This is a genomic window from Microcystis sp. 49638_E5 (genome assembly GCF_021300285.1).
Taxonomy (GTDB): domain Bacteria; phylum Cyanobacteriota; class Cyanobacteriia; order Cyanobacteriales; family Microcystaceae; genus Microcystis; species Microcystis aeruginosa_C.
The window spans coordinates 1-15,350 of record NZ_JAJTDH010000087.1 but is presented as its reverse complement, the minus strand read 5'-3'; the positions used below and the strand labels follow the sequence as shown (position 1 = coordinate 15,350).

At 43.7% G+C, this 15,350-nt stretch carries 13 protein-coding genes and 3 pseudogenes; 3 read left to right on the top strand and 13 right to left on the bottom strand.

Going from position 1 to position 15,350, the window contains the following annotated elements; all coding sequences use genetic code 11:
- Positions 1 to 107 precede the first annotated feature (107 nt).
- From LW728_RS18970 to LW728_RS18910, 13 genes and pseudogenes are all read right to left on the bottom strand, one after another.
- The gene (locus tag LW728_RS18970; protein ID WP_287767672.1) at positions 108 to 3,575 is read right to left on the bottom strand and encodes a type ISP restriction/modification enzyme; all 3,468 of its coding nucleotides are present in this window, start codon (positions 3,573 to 3,575) and stop codon (positions 108 to 110) included.
- 102 nt (positions 3,576 to 3,677) lie between these two features.
- Positions 3,678 to 4,010, bottom strand: coding sequence for a type II toxin-antitoxin system Phd/YefM family antitoxin (locus tag LW728_RS18965; RefSeq protein WP_002763237.1), 333 nt, complete (start codon positions 4,008 to 4,010; stop codon positions 3,678 to 3,680).
- Between the two features lie 68 nt (positions 4,011 to 4,078).
- The gene (gltB, locus tag LW728_RS18960) at positions 4,079 to 8,683 is read right to left on the bottom strand and encodes a glutamate synthase large subunit (protein WP_287767670.1); all 4,605 of its coding nucleotides are present in this window, start codon (positions 8,681 to 8,683) and stop codon (positions 4,079 to 4,081) included.
- A gap of 300 nt (positions 8,684 to 8,983) precedes the next feature.
- Entirely contained in the window at positions 8,984 to 9,871 is an 888-nt protein-coding gene (locus tag LW728_RS18955; protein WP_287767667.1) for a succinate--CoA ligase subunit alpha, read from the bottom strand.
- Between the two features lie 309 nt (positions 9,872 to 10,180).
- Positions 10,181 to 10,485 (bottom strand): annotated as a pseudogene (locus tag LW728_RS18950) (transposase); the annotation flags it as partial.
- A complete protein-coding gene (locus LW728_RS18945) occupies positions 10,476 to 10,892 on the bottom strand; it encodes a YggT family protein (protein ID WP_287665376.1) in 417 nt (138 codons plus the stop codon). The gene LW728_RS18945 and the pseudogene LW728_RS18950, both read right to left, overlap by 10 nt.
- An 89-nt stretch (positions 10,893 to 10,981) precedes the next feature.
- Entirely contained in the window at positions 10,982 to 11,386 is a 405-nt protein-coding gene (locus tag LW728_RS18940; RefSeq protein WP_287767665.1) for a cyanophycinase, read from the bottom strand.
- A 25-nt stretch (positions 11,387 to 11,411) separates the two neighbouring features.
- Positions 11,412 to 11,759 carry a cyanophycinase gene (locus LW728_RS18935; RefSeq protein WP_287767662.1) on the bottom strand — a complete coding sequence of 116 codons (348 nt, stop codon included), beginning with the start codon at positions 11,757 to 11,759 and terminating at the stop codon, positions 11,412 to 11,414.
- A gap of 233 nt (positions 11,760 to 11,992) precedes the next feature.
- A pseudogene (locus tag LW728_RS18930) lies at positions 11,993 to 12,452 on the bottom strand (RNA-guided endonuclease InsQ/TnpB family protein); the annotation flags it as partial.
- A 196-nt stretch (positions 12,453 to 12,648) separates the two neighbouring features.
- Positions 12,649 to 12,837: pseudogene (locus tag LW728_RS18925) on the bottom strand (transposase); the annotation flags it as partial.
- Between the two features lie 8 nt (positions 12,838 to 12,845).
- Complete coding sequence (locus LW728_RS18920; RefSeq protein WP_149978494.1) at positions 12,846 to 12,995, bottom strand: lmo0937 family membrane protein; 150 nt, start codon at positions 12,993 to 12,995, stop codon at positions 12,846 to 12,848.
- A 50-nt stretch (positions 12,996 to 13,045) separates the two neighbouring features.
- Positions 13,046 to 13,522 carry a CsbD family protein gene (locus LW728_RS18915; RefSeq protein WP_002803199.1) on the bottom strand — a complete coding sequence of 159 codons (477 nt, stop codon included), beginning with the start codon at positions 13,520 to 13,522 and terminating at the stop codon, positions 13,046 to 13,048.
- 292 nt (positions 13,523 to 13,814) lie between these two features.
- Positions 13,815 to 13,997 (bottom strand): CsbD family protein, encoded by a 183-nt coding sequence (locus LW728_RS18910; protein WP_002752242.1) that lies wholly within the window; start codon positions 13,995 to 13,997, stop codon positions 13,815 to 13,817.
- Positions 13,998 to 14,317: 320 nt separating this feature from the next.
- Here LW728_RS18910 and LW728_RS18905 point away from each other — a divergent pair, with 320 nt between their 5' ends.
- From LW728_RS18905 to LW728_RS18895, 3 genes are all read left to right on the top strand, one after another.
- Complete coding sequence (locus LW728_RS18905) at positions 14,318 to 14,620, top strand: hypothetical protein (protein WP_002799007.1); 303 nt, start codon at positions 14,318 to 14,320, stop codon at positions 14,618 to 14,620.
- Positions 14,621 to 14,753: 133 nt separating this feature from the next.
- On the top strand, positions 14,754 to 14,936 hold the full coding sequence (locus LW728_RS18900; protein ID WP_287665384.1) for a hypothetical protein: 183 nt from the start codon (positions 14,754 to 14,756) through the stop codon (positions 14,934 to 14,936).
- Positions 14,937 to 14,969: 33 nt separating this feature from the next.
- On the top strand, positions 14,970 to 15,350 hold a 381-nt coding region (locus tag LW728_RS18895), incomplete at its 3' end, for an RNA-guided endonuclease InsQ/TnpB family protein (RefSeq protein ID WP_287767658.1).

Genomic DNA, 15,350 nt, shown 5'->3' with positions numbered 1-15,350 from the left:
TGGGGTGTGGGGTGTGGGGTGTGGGGTGTGGGATTTTACCGATTTTCAGGGAAAAAGTCAAAATTTCGCCTCCCACAAGGTTTTTAGATTTAATCAGCCAACCCTAATTAAAAAGAATACACGGCTGTTTTGATATTTTGGTAGTTATCATCTAGGTCTGATTCTAGGAGAATAATCGCAGTAATTCTTCTAGTCATCTCGCTGACTTCCTGCACTTCTGCGATAGTTAATCCCCGTCCTAATAATTTTTCCTCGCGATAACTTAGCCATTTTTTAATGACTTGATAACCCCCGATGGTATATTCCCACACCCGGGCTGGTATATTTTGCCAATAGGCTCGATCGTTGAGATAAATATCATAGGTTTTGGTTCCTAATAATTTTCGCATTTCTGGGCTAATTACGCTCATTTCTGCGGTTGTATATTGTCTGGCGATCGCTTTTCCTTTACCCGGCATTGTCACACCATTTTTACCCCCGTGTCCCCAACCGACGTTAATAATTAAATCCCCCTTATCTGGGTTTAAATTTCCCCCATCAGTGCAGGAAATCAAGGCGATTTTTTGCATTGCAGGGGTCGGTTTTTTGGTGACTCCTATAACGGGGTTTTCTGTGTCTAAAAGAGAGGCGATCGCTTGTCCTAGTTGGGCAGATTTAATTAATAATTCTTGGCTATTGGGAAGGGGAATCCTTGGGAAGTCTTGACGAATACCGTCGGCATTTTCCCGAAGATACAAGGGAGAGTACCCAATCGCTAATGCGTGCAGCCAAATTAAGGAAGCATTCTCGATATTTTCATCAAGATTATTAATACCCAGTTGATTTAAGTATTGACGAGATTTTTCCGAGAGATTGGCTTTTGTAACTTGAGTGTGAAAGCTAGAAGTATTAAAAAGCTCTAGCTTATTTTTCGTGTTTGTGGATAGTTGTGTATTTTTCGGATGTAACTGAAACGGAATTAAACGAGCATGACCTTTTAATTGATCTCTTTCAACCAAAACACTTGAGAAAAGTAACGGATATCCTTCAGGATCGGAAACACCATGATCTCTAGTAATCAAAAATTTATTATCTGGTTTAACGTGATTGATAAGACTAGGAGATGGACGACAACACAAAGAAGACTTTAATTCACAATAATAATATCGTCTGTCAAAAGGTTTAAATTGCATCAAGTATATATTGTCCTCTTCAAACAGGCTTGTTGCTAATAGTTTGTCTCTAACTTGTTTTGGATGATAGCCTGTTTTTGGTTGCATTAAATCAGGATATAATTTTGCTATTTCATCGTGAGATATTCGAGAATTAAAATAATCTTTCATTTGACGTGATAGGGAATTTTTTTCTATGGCATATAACGCTCCGTTTCTAGCATCATAAGGACCATTGTAAGGTGGTTCTTTACATAAATCTGTTAACTTTGGCCATGCTAAATAGTGAGAGGAAACATCGGAGGGACGGAAAGAATAACGATTAGATTGTTCTGGGTTAGAGACTTGATAAAAAGCATCAAAATCTTGATTATTTAAGCTTTCTAAAAGTTGTGACCTTCTTTCAACTGCTTTAGCTGCATCAATATCATCTCGAAATAAGACTTTAGTTCCTTGCTGAGAACTATTTTTCAACCAAAGAGAAATCACCACTCCCTGTTGAATTCCTGCTGAGAATCCGGGTATTGAGAAAATTGTCTCACTGGTTCTACCATCGGGTGCATATTCAGAAATTTTGCGATTTCCGTGCATATTTTCGATCCAGAACTTATTGAAATTCTTTAATAGATTTTGTCTCAAGACAACAAAAGAAGGTTCACTAACCCAAGAATAGTTAGAAATATAACAAACAACCCCTTTACCGGTATTTTCTGAAATACATCTTTCTGCTAAACGAAAAAAGCGCACATATAACTCATCCAAATTAAACTTTTTAATCCCCCAATCGGAGATTAAACCCTGTTTATACACTTCCACTAAACCTGCTTCTTCTGCGGGACTGGTTCCAGCAAAAGCATTGTAGGGAGGATTACCGAGAATAACTAAAATCGGTTTACCGCGCTTAACTTCATCAGCTGCCTCTCGTTCCTTATTTAACTCCGGAAAACTTAATTGTAGCTGTTGAATTTTCTGTTTACTTTCCTCATCGGGAGGTTGCCAACCAGTTAAAGCATTAGTGAGATAAATCCCGACTCGTTCACTATCTTCTATTAAAGGTACACCCAAACTTTGCAGGAATAAACCTAATTGTAGATGAGCGACGACAAAAGGAGCGGTTAAAATCTCGAAACCGAAAATTCTTTCTATGGCTGCTTTTTTCACCAAAGCCATGGCTAAAGCACCCGCCCCATTTTCCTGTAAAGTATCGGTAATATAGCGCAAAACCTCGACTAAATAAGCACCAGTTCCACAGCAAGGATCGAGAATATAAACATCGGGATTAGCTAAACCGTCCTCGATATTTAATTCTTCTCGTAAAACTCGATCGACTCGCGCTACCATATAGCGAACAATTTCTGGAGGAGTGTACCAAACTCCCAATTCTTTGCGTAAATCGGGATCAAAAGCTTGCAAAAATGGTTCATAGAAATACTGTACCGCTTGTCCCTCATCGAATTGACGAAAAAATTCCTCTCGTCGCACTCGATTTAAAGCTGCACCGGTCCAATTCAAGACTTCTACTAATCCCAAAGATTTTAACTTACTCGGTGCGGCGATCTGCTCAAATAGGATCGCTAACATGGGAACATGGAGATGGTGGGCTGCGGATTTCCAATCGAACTTATCCTCTTTATCCTCGCGATTGAGGTTTTGCTTGTGCCATAATACCCAAGCGGAGAATAAACCATAAAAGAGGGTTTGCACGAGGGTAGAACGGAAAAATTTATTTCCCTGTTCCCGTTCAAATTTGATACCTAGGGCATTTTCTAAAGCTTGACGAATATTGGCCAGAGCAGGAAGATCGGAATGATGTTCTAAGCGTGCTTTTGCGTCCCGCGCATAGGAAGCAAGAAACCAAGCAACATCGGCCGGTGAAGTGATAGGAGCCGCCTGTAAAAGCACTCTCTTTAGGTATTCTAAGAGGCTATCACCGTGTTCGGCGGCAAATTTGGATGGATTTGAGGTTTTTAGCCAAAACTCGGCTTCTGACGGGGCTAAACTATAGGCTTCTAATTCTACCGGTTGACCTTGGCTATTGCGACCGATGAGCAGAAAATCGCGATAATTGCTGACTAATACTTGACCGTATTTTTGCCAGTATTTTTGTACTTGCTCGCTGGTGGCGATTTTTTTGACATCTTCTTTGGTTCCCTTAATCTCGATCGCGCCTCTTTCGGGAAAAATCGCCGTAAAAGGTTCTAATTCTTGATTTTTGGGGAATTGATCGACATTAAAAAGTCCCCCGTCTGGCAATCCCGCACCCTGATTTCTGAGGTTGATAATGCAGCGGACTCGCGGTTTTAGGGTTTTACCGATTTCGTTGAGGAGAGTTTCGAGAGTGCCGTAGTAGGAGGTTTCTTTTACGGCTGCTTGGGAGGAGTGGATTTCGTGCAGGTTGCGAAAATAATTGACGAGGGGATTCATAAAAACTGTGGTCTAGATAATTAAGGTTAATATGCCCCGATATAATCAATTTGGAGATACTGGATTAGGCATAATTGAGTAAAAACTCGCACAATTTCGGTTTCAGACTTCTGCGGCTTTTTCTTGCTCAATCTCGGTCTCCAATTCTTGACGTAATTCTTCTAGAGAAGTGGTGGCAGCTGTCTGAGATAATCTTTCTTGTGACCAATTTAAGGACTGAAAAAGTCGTTGAGCGTTAGCTGGAGAGCGCAAAAGATAAACTTCTTCTAATAAAGCGGATAATTCGTCAGCAGCAATCAAGGCCACATCATGATGACCCTGACGTTGGACAATAACGATCGAGTTTCCCAGTTCTACTTGTTCTAAAACCTGAAGAAAATGTTCTTGTGCTTGGGTATAGCTAGTATAGGTGGTGGGGATGGGCAGCATGGCCATTAATCAACTCCGCAGTCAAAAAATTAATTAATGGGTGCGTTAACCAAGAGTAACGCACCCCGAGGAAATTACACCGAAGTTAAGGTTTTCTCCGCGCTAATTTGCGCTTCGGGACTATCCGCTTCCGAGGGAGGGACCACTTGCCAGAATTGACCGAGATAGCTATCCCAATTAGCTAAAATTAACTTACCTTTGGGGCTATTAGTGCGTTCTACATGGGCCTCAATTAAAGATTTTAACTGTTCCGCACCGGCAGCCGTGGCAACCCGTTGAATCTTGACAATTTCGGGGTTGAGTTTCTCCGGTAGGGAGGGATCAAGGATATAAGCTAATCCTCCCGTCATCCCGGCGCCGACGTTGCGACCGACGGAACCAAGCACGACAATTACCCCCCCGGTCATGTATTCACAGAGGTGATCCCCGGCCCCTTCGATAACTGCTTTTGCGGTGGAATTGCGAACAGCAAAGCGTTCACCAGCGCGACCATTAACGTATAATACCCCACCGGTGGCCCCGTAGAGACAGGTATTACCGATAATAGCGTTATCTTCGGGCTGATAATTGGCGTTTTGGGGCGGTACGATGACAATTTCGCCGCCGTAGATGCCTTTACCCACATAATCGTTAGCTTCTCCCTCTAAATGGAGATTGACACCGGGTAAATTAAAGGCTCCGAAACTTTGACCGGCCGCACCCTGAAAATTGAGCTTAATTTCGCCTTCAAAGCCGTCATTCCCGTATTTTTGGGCAATTACCCCCGCAATTCTCGCCCCGACGGAGCGATCGGTATTGACAATCCTGTAGGTTTTGCTGACGGTTCCCTGTTGCTCGATCGCCTGTTTAATCTCGCTATCGGCTAGAATATCGTCATCGAGAACAGCACCGTTACTATGTACTTCCTCGTGCTGCAACCAAGAGCGATCGCTACGGCCATCGGGTAAATTCAACAAACAATCGAGATTGAGGGATTCTGTCTTAGTTAAACGAGCATCGGAGCGCACTTTTAACAGATCTGCCCGGCCAATCACCTCATTTAAACTGTGATAGCCTAATTTCGCCAATAATTGCCGCGTTTCCTCAGCCACCAAAGTGAAGAAATTGACCACATGAGCGGGAATTCCTGGAAAACGAGCGCGGAGACGTTCCTGCTGGGTAGCGACTCCCACAGGGCAATTATTCGTGTGACAGACGCGGGCCATGATACACCCCTCAGCAATCATGGAAATGGAACCAAAACCGAATTCCTCCGCACCCATCACGGCAGCCATGAGGATATCCCAACCGGTTTTTAGTCCCCCATCTGCACGCAAAATCACCCGATGACGCAGTTGATTTTCCATTAACATCCGATGCACTTCCGTTACTCCCAATTCCCAGGGACTACCCGCGTGTTTGATCGAACTTAGGGGTGATGCACCTGTACCACCATCGTGGCCCGAAATCTGGATAATATCAGCGTTAGCTTTGGCAACTCCGGCCGCAATTGTACCGATACCGATCTCGGCCACTAATTTGACGGAAACTTTGGCCCGGGGGTTAATTTGGTGTAAATCGTAGATTAATTGTGCTAAATCTTCGATCGAGTAGATATCGTGGTGAGGAGGGGGAGAAATCAAGGTAACACCCGGTTTTGATCGCCGTAACATGGCAATATAGGGACTAACTTTTTTCCCGGGTAATTGACCTCCTTCTCCCGGTTTTGCTCCCTGGGCCATTTTAATCTCTAGCTGTTTTCCACTCATTAAATATTCGGGAGTGACTCCAAAACGACCCGAAGCTATCTGTTTAATGGCAGAATTGGCTGTATCACCGTTTTTTAAGCCGTTTAGGTGGGGCATGGTCACGGAATGTCCTTCTGCATCCACATCGCTTAAGCTGGTGTAACGGATCGGATCTTCTCCCCCTTCTCCGGAATTGGACTTACCTCCGATGCGATTCATGGCGATCGCTAGGGTTTCGTGTGCTTCCCGGCCCAAGGCACCGAGGGACATTCCCCCTGTGCAGAAGCGTTGCAGGATACTTTCGATCGATTCTACTGCTTCGAGGGGAATTGAAGCTCGATCGCTGTTAAATTCTAATAGATCGCGCAATGCAGTAACGGGTCTTTGCTGCAAGATTTGACGATAGGTTTCGTAATGGTCATATCCTTGACCTTGGGAGTGAGCGGCCACGGCTTTATGGAGTGCTTTCGCCATTTCCGGGGAATTCATGTGGTATTCTCCCCCCGGACGGTAGTTGACAAAACCGTAGTTTTCTAGTTTTTTAGCGGTAAGATTGGGGAAAGCTTTACTGTGGAATGCGATCGCTTCTTGGGCCACTTCAGCAATGCTTAAACCCCCGACGCGACTGGTAGTACCGTTAAAAGCTAGTTTAACTAAATCTGCCGATAATCCGATCGCCTCGAAAATTTGCGCCCCATGGTAGGAAGATAGGAGAGAAATACCCATTTTCGAGAGGATTTTCAGTAATCCTGCTTCTACGGATTTGCGGTAGTTAATTAGGGCTTTTTCGAGGCTAATAGCTTCTAATTTGCCGTTTTCCATCAATTTCTGGGTTTTTGGCTCGATCCACCACTGGGCGATCGTTTCTAGGGCCAGATAGGGACAAACTGCGGAAGCGCCATAACCAATTAGACAAGCGAAGTGATGGGTACTCCAACACTGGGCCGTGTCGATAACGATCGAAGCTTTTAAACGCAAGTGTGAGCGAATCAGGTGATGATGGACGGCACCAACAGCTAATAAGGGGGGAATATAGCTAGTTTTTTCGTCAATAGAAGCAGTTCTGTCACTGAGAATTAAAATTTCTGCTCCCGATGCTACTTTCTTGGCGGCCTCAGCGCACAAATTAGCGATCGCGGTTTCTAATCCCTGCGGTCCGGTGGTCAGATCATAAAGGGTAGAAAGTTCGGCTGTTTTGTAGCTAGAGGTTTTAACTTTGGCTAATTCCGCATTATTGAGCAGGGGAGAGTCTAATTTCAGTAAATGTGCGTCATCAACCCCTAATTTAAGTATATTGCCCCGTCGTCCCAGATACATAGTCAAGGACATGACTAAACTTTCGCGTAAAGGATCGATGGGGGGGTTAGTAACTTGGGCAAAACGTTGTTTAAAGTAATCGTAGAGAAGATGGGGTTTACTGGAGAGGACTGCTAGGGGAGTGTCATCACCCATACAGAAAGTCGGTTCTTTTCCCTGTTCTGCCATGGGAACGATAATCATATCCACATCTTCGGCAGTATAACCAAAAGCGGTTTGCAGGGGAAGGAGATGACTAGGAGCGGGAATGTCTATCGCTGTTTCTTTGTCAATCAAGGTGCGTTGGGATTTCACCCATTCACCGTAGGGATTAGCTCGGGCAATTTCCTGTTTAATCTGCCAATTACGCTTAATTTCGCCTTTTTCTAGGTCCACTGCGAGCATTTGACCGGGGCCGAGACGACCTTTTTCCATAATGGTGGTTTCATCGAGGGGAATAGTTCCCGCTTCCGAGGAAACGACGATATAACCATTGTTAGTAATGCTATAACGGGCCGGTCGCAAACCGTTGCGATCTAAACAAGCGCCGACGATTCCCCCGTCACTGAATACCAGTAAAGCCGGACCGTCCCAGGGTTCCTGTAAACCGCTATAGTATTCGTAGAAGTCGATAATTTCGGGATAATTCTGTAAATCCGGCTGATTATTGTAGGCCTCCGGCACTAGGATCATAGCCGCTTCTAGGGGACTGCGACCGGTTCTCACCAATAATTCTAGGGCGCTATCGAGGTTATAGGAGTCGCTGTTAGCGGGGTTAACAATGGGGGTCAGGGATTGTAATTCTTCGTGGGTCCAACCTTGGGTTTCTAAAGCGGGTTCCCGGGCCGACATCCAGTTAATATTGCCCAAAAGGGTGTTAATTTCGCCGTTATGACCCAATAAGCGCATCGGTTGAGCGAGGGGCCATTTCGGTTGGGTATTGGTGCTAAAACGACGGTGATAAATGGCAAATTGACTGCTATAGGCGGGATTTTGCAGGTCTAGATAGAATTCTCGCAGGATTTCGCCCCGTACCATCCCTTTATAGACAATGGTGCGACAGGAAAAGGAACAGAAATAGAAATCATCGGCCAGTTGCTTACCGACTTCAGAACGGGCAATATAGAGTAGGCGATCGAATTGAGAACCGGCTAAATCGGGGGAAGTCACCAGAATTTGCTCGACGTAGGGTTGATTTTCCCTTGCTTGTCTTCCGAGGACTTGGGGACGGACGGGAACAGCACGCCAACCTAAAATCTTAATATTATATTTATTGACAATTTCCTCGATATGTGCTTTAGCCTCGGCGCGTTCTTGGGCCGCTTGGGGAAGAAAGACCATACCCACCCCTAGTCGCTCAGATTCTGGCATATTTAAGCCATTTTCGGCGAACCAAGTAGCGAGGACATCTCTGGGGATAGCGGTCATCATACCGGAACCGTCCCCGGAATCCTGATCGGCGCTGCAGCCTCCCCGGTGTTCCAAACAACCTAAGGCTAAAAGGGCCTGTTCAATCAGTTGATGGCTGCCAGAACCGCGCACATCGGCAATAAAACCGACTCCGCAAGCGTCCCGCTCCTCTACGAGCCATCGGGGACCCCAATAGGGATCGATTTGGTGTATATTGTCGGTTTTTAGGTTATTTTGTTGCGCCATAGAAGTTATCCTTAGGGTCGTTGTCTAGAAGGGTGGGATAGTTGGTCTGCTGAAAGGGTCAATCTAGAATAGAATTTTTTTTGATCTTGCCGTTTCGATTGTCGCTGATTTTTCCTAATTTTTGCCTGTTGCCATCTTTATCTTGGCCGGTCTGAGGAATCACAGGTGATCTACCATGATATAGTAGCTCTCAGGAATTGTCATCGAAAATCCCCTGGATGGGGTGAAACATCCTGTTAGGTGCTTATTTTGGCAGAATATTCTCAGATTATAAATATTATTGGAGCAATGGGGTCAAATTCAGGACAAGACTTTCGCTAAAGAGGTGGGTAAATCGGCCAATTTTTCCACCACTGTCACCCCAGCTTCTTGAAAATGACGTAAGCTATCTTTTCTGGTATTCTTAGCGGCAACAGAGTAGGAAAGTTGGTTAGAAATAATTGTTTCTGTATCACCGAAATTGGTTTCAATGGCTGTATTTAACCCCACAAGATAGGCAATCACTGGTTTTTCGATCGCCGAGGCAATATATTTGGCCGCCTCGATTTCGGCCTTTCCTCCCACCTGACTGACGAGGAGAATTGCCTCGGTATTGTCATCTTCCTCGAAAACCTGCAACCATTGGGACAAATTTGAGCCAATAATGCCGTCAGTACCCAAATTTACCGCCATAGATTCACCATAACCCGCCGCTGTTAAAGTTTTCGCCACTTCATCCCCTATGCGATCGCCACGCGTGATCAGACCGATTGTCCCCGATTGATAAAAATTCGGTTCACAAATACCCAACCAAAGATAATTGGGAATAATTACACCCTGGCTGCCGGGGCCGAGAATTAATGTCCCGGTGGTACTAGCTATCTTTAATAATTCCACCAGATCCAAGGGGGGTACTCCTGGGGTGACGATAATTAATTGGGGAATTGCTGCTGCGATCGCTTCTAAGGCCGCATCTAGGACTTGATTGGGGGGGACTAAAATTAAACTGGTCTTGATTTCTCCGGTTTCAGCAACGGCCTCGACCACTAGATCAAACACTGGTATCTCTGCGATTATCTCACCACCGTGGCCACTAGCCACCCCCGCTACTAAACAGGTTCCCTGAGCTTTCAATCGTGCCGCATAATATTTGCCTAGGGGTCGATCGATCCCTTGCATAATTATCTGATCTTTATCTGTCCATTTCATATATTAAGTGTTGGGAGTTGTTTCAGTAAACAGTAAACAGTAATCAGTAAACAGTAAACAGTAATCAGTGAGACACTGTTGATGGGAGTTTTTTTCAGTGGTCAGTAAACAGTAAACAGTAATCAGGTTCTGAAGGCAAGAGTCACTCATGCAAGAGGCAAAAGAAAGAATCTGGCAATTCTCCCACCTAAAAAGAAGGTTAGAAACTAGGCACATCAAAGCTTTTAGCTTAACCAATGAGGTTTTAGATTCGGCCCTTGTGAACTGAAAACTCACATCTGATTACTGATGACTGATGACTGATATACTTTAGCCGTTCATAATCTGAGATTTATTAAACTTCTGAAATCCTAGAGTGAGCAAGGAATCCAGTTCTTTTTTATGTTTCAGATGGGCATCATTCAGACATTCATAAATAGTTGAAGAAAAGTCGGAAAAGTTTTCATAATATTTACCATATAAACATTTCTTTTTGACAAATTTCCACAGGCTTTCAATTAAATTTAGATTAGGCAATAAGACGGCAGATAGAGTAATTCTATTGACAAAGAAAGAGCCAATTATTCAACAATTTTACATTTTTGATAGCGGGCATTATCTAATACTAGAGTGATTTGAGGAAAAAATGCAAGTTATAGCCGTGCAAAGTATAGCTCAAGAGAGCATAGGCTATGATCGCAATCACAATATTAACATCAAATATGTTTGCTCCACCAGATGAAGCAGGGCTAATGAATAAGGTGGAAAATGGCTCAATGAAAGGTGCAGATAGATGATTAATCAACTGAGCAAATTGATTTTGTGGGTTCGCACCAAACAAACGCAGCAAGAACCTCATTACCAGTGGTATTTGCACTATTCCTGCCAGCCCGAAAATGCTATTAATTATCCAATTTAAGGTATTACTTCGTCTGGCAGATCGCAGGCGTTTCTCTTCTTGATCAAGTCGAAAAGCCTCTTCATCATGTAGCAGTTCTCGTCGCCGCTCAAGATTGGTTTCATCATCCCGATCGTGATTCATTCTTAGACCTCAGAGTCAATATTTTTCTGATTTAAATAAATTCTCCAATCAGTGGCGGGTACAAGCCACCACTGATTGTTCCCTCCGACCTACTCCCTTTCAACTTCTGCCTCCTTTTTAGGATTGCTATCCCTTAACTCTATTGATCGAGAGAAAACGGGCTTGCGAGTTTTCAAGTTAAAGCGGAATCCTTGAGGTAAGATGTGCAACCTGACTCCACACACTGCCATCGCTTCATCTTTGAGCAGTTCGTCTAAATTATCATAAGTTGCTTCTGATTCATCGACAACTGTTATAGCCCCACGCCCCAGCACTTTAAATTCGTCACCGTCCACAACTACTGCTGTATCTTCGTCAATGCCAAAGCCTAAGTTAGCTGGCTGCTGTAAGAGAGCGGAAATCAGGCGACCTAGCCGTCCGCGCTGGGCAAAATGCTGATCGATCACCACTGAGTGCAGAAATCCCATTCCCGGACCCATCTCTATGGCATCCATGCGTGCGTTGGTTTCGGAGTCTCCTTCAATATAGCTGAGTTCCCTTGATGTGTTCAATGATTAGGGCTTGATCTCCCCCGGTAAAAAACGCTCCTGTGGCTTCCTCAATGATTTTCAGGTTTTCTGGATCGTCGGCATCTTCCCTGTGAATGGTATCGAGGACACGCACATCCTCGACACCGAGTCGCTCAAACACTCGGGTATAGGTTTCTCCAGCCGAACGAGGCTCACTTGTTGCCGCCGTTAACACGGCAATTTTAGCTTTAGTCCCGCCAGCACAGCGAACAAACTCTCGCAAGATTTGACAATCTCCTTCTTTGTCTTCTGCTCCACCAATGATGATTAATTGCCCGCGCTCTTTTGTGGATTCCATACAAAAACTCCTTGAATAACTAAACAGCACAACAACATAAAATTAAATTATGATCGTTCACACCTCCCCTACCCAATACCGTTCGGTTGAGCAAAGCAGCCCCCACCCCCCTCAGTCCCCACCCCTCTCTTATCTCCCCTTTCAGGGGAGACGATAGAATTACCCCTTAAGGGGGATTTAGGGGGTGGGATTGACATCCTCACCGCCCTAAAAGGGACGGTGATTCCTAGACCTCACGATCTAGGTTTCTGCTTCTTAGCAGTTGCCTTCACAGACTCACTCTGTTCGGGTCTGACACTCGCGACCCAGACTGATACCGCAAGCCCTGCGGCCAAAATGTTTTTACTGGCGTTAACATCCCTTTCATGGCAAGTTCCACATTCAGGACACTCCCATTCTCGGACACTTAACGGCATTTTCTCAACGATATGCCCACAATTATTGCACCGTTTTGAACTAGGAAACCATCTATAGCGTTTCTCGCATCTGTGCGGCACAGTTAAACCTTTACTGATTAAGCTGTTCAGGCTCGGGAATGTACCTCGTGTGAATCAGAAATGCTATATCTATTTCCCGATAGTTTCTCCCATACCAACGGCATTTATAGGCTCATTGTCGAGTGATTTCTCCCCAACTAACATCTGATATAGCTTGAGCTAGTTTCGGGTTTTTTACAGGGTGAGAGCATCTCAAACGCTATTGACAATTGGCCAATTTTGTCATCCGCGTGGGCATTTCAAGTGATACCACTCAATCAGAATAGTTACGAAATCGACCAAATGGGTCGATTTTTGCTTAACAATTGAGATGGCAAATTCTCCTCAAATATGCCTGAATCGTGGGCAAGCAACTCACATAAAGTTCATTTTGTCAAGGATTGTTAAGATGCGCTTACCTTGGGGTTTTTTACCAGGTTTTTTACCGCTAAATTCTCAACTACAATCGTTTGGTTTTCACGAACTAATTGAGTGGTTAGCTTATGTAAATGGTCTTTTCTGCCATCGGTGATTCGAGCCTGAATCTTAGCTACTTTGATTCTTGCTTTTTCCCGATTTTTTGACCCTTTCTGTGTTCGAGAATGAACAATTACCGTCGCCTCATGAACAAGTTGTAGACAACGCCAATCAGCACCAAAACCAAAAGCAGGTGGATTAAGCCGCCGCCAATGTTAATGGAGAATCCTAACACCCAGAGGATGAAAAGTATAACAACGGCAGTCCAAACGAGATCGAACATATTTCCCTCCTTGATTTAGAGAAAAGTAATGAAAATTCAGTCACCGATCCTTAATTGAGTATATCTTGAACCGTATCTTTTACGTCTTCTACTGCATTGCGAACTTGGCTTTCGACTTGTTTAGCTTTTCCAGCAACTTGATCTTGGCGGTTGCCAGTAGCTTTACCTATCGCTTCTTGAGCTTTGCCTTCAATGTTCTTTGTGACTGCTTTTGCCCTCCCTTTTAACTTCATCTGGTCTTTTATATCTTCTGCTGCGTTACGAGCCTGACTTTCGACTTGCTTGGCTTTTCCCATCATCTGATCTTTGGGATCGCCTGTCATGTTGCCAATCGCTTCTTGAGCTTTGCCTTCAATATTTTTCGTAACTGCCTTGGCTCGATTCATGCTTGCGATTTGAGTCTGCGATTGGGTGGGTAAAGTTGCAGCCCAACTATTTGTAGTTCCAAAATCAAAAGCTATAGTAATTGCCAGCATTATAGTTAAAATAATGGTGACAAAAAAGCGACGAATCTGTTGAAGTGACATCATTTTAACTCCCCAAAAGAATTTGATGAATCGATGATACATGGATGATGAACAACTACTGTCTAGATCCTTTCGAGAAAGATTTTTCTAGTCTTTGACGGCGTAAGTTTACCGAGGGAGAGATCTTCGACTTCTTTGAGAAGCTAGATATCTGGTAATATTGGGTTTATTTACGCCGCCTTGTCCTAGTGTTTCACCTGTCTCGAAAGAAACCATTTTTTGAGGAAGAGTTCCGATGAAAGCCTGGTTTCAATCATTTGTCTGAATGGCGGTTGCTGTGACAAACGACCTACTAATCAATGATTTTTTTGACTTCATCTTTCACATCTTCGATAGTGTGACGAACTTTTGCCTCTGCCTGTTTTTCCTTGCCCTCTGCCTGAGCTTTGGGATCGCCAGTCAGATCTCCTACTGCTTCTTGAACTTTACCTTCGATATTTTTGGCGGTTGCCTCGGTTCTATCTTTTAAGCTCATGATGCTCTCCTTATTGAATTTGTTGGATTTGAGAACTGCTTACCTAAGTTGAGCTAACAATTCTGCTTCTGGTATTACTGTAACGGGTGGTTGTTTGATTTACTGTATGAATTGATTGAGTCTGTATGAATTGCTTGAATACGACACAAAATGTAACGATACCGTTTCTGCAAGCATAGAACTTACGCATTGACAAAAAGGCTTAAATGTGGGTGGTATAATTTTGTTAGTCTTAGATACAATTTCTCTCTCGACTCTTGACAAAACCCTCTCCGATTTGATTTCCTGACAGAAGGGCATCTCTTATAACAGAACAACTGATGAGAAACATTACGAAGCCAACAACTGCTCAATGTAATCTGGCTATTTACACCCTATTTTTGCTCGGCGAACCTAAATATATAAGCTGTGTTCGTTTGGCTCAAATTCTGGGCAATTTATCTCATGACAGTGTCAATCGTTTCTTGTGGCGAGAGAACTATACACCCAAGGATTTGTTGGATGAAGTGGCTCCTCAAATCGAACTTGAAGGAGGAACAATCAGTACAGACGATATGGTAATTGACAAGCCTTATAGTCACCCAGCTAAAGCTGAGTTAATCGATTACTTTTACTGGTGGTAAACACAAAAAAGTAGTCAAAGGTATTAACGTAGTTACCTGATATTATACCGATTGTAAAGGAAGGTCAGTTCCCGTTAATTATTGAATCGTTAATAAACAGGAGGGTCAGACAAAACATGAATATTTCTTAGAAATGTTGGACGAAGTAAAAGCTTGGGGATTGAAACCAGAGACAGTCACAGGAGATAGTTGGTATGCTGCCAAAGAAACCATGAATACTCTTAAAGACAAGGGCTTTCGGGGTTTGTTTGCTCCTCATCGAAAATTTGGGTCTGAAACCCCGCCGTTTTACGGCGGCTTTACTGTTAAATATTAGCACATTTACGAAATATATGCTAAAATGTGAGGTATGGAAAAAGCCTATTCTTACCGATTTTACCCGACACCAGAACAAGAGTCGCTATTGCGGCGCACATTGGGCTGTGTAAGATTAGTTTACAACAAAGCTCTCCACGAACGAACACAAGCTTGGCATGAAAGACAAGAAAGAGTAGGATATGCTCAAACTTCTTCAATGCTAACCGATTGGAAAAAGCAAGAAGAATTAGACTTTCTCAATGAGGTAAGCTGTGTACCTTTACAACAAGGGTTAAGACATTTACAAACAGCTTTTACTAATTTCTTTGCTGGTCGGACTAAGTATCCTAACTTTAAGAAAAAACATCAGGGAGCAAGTGCCGAATTTACCAAGTCTGCTTTTAAATTTAAAGACAGACAAATCTATTTAGCT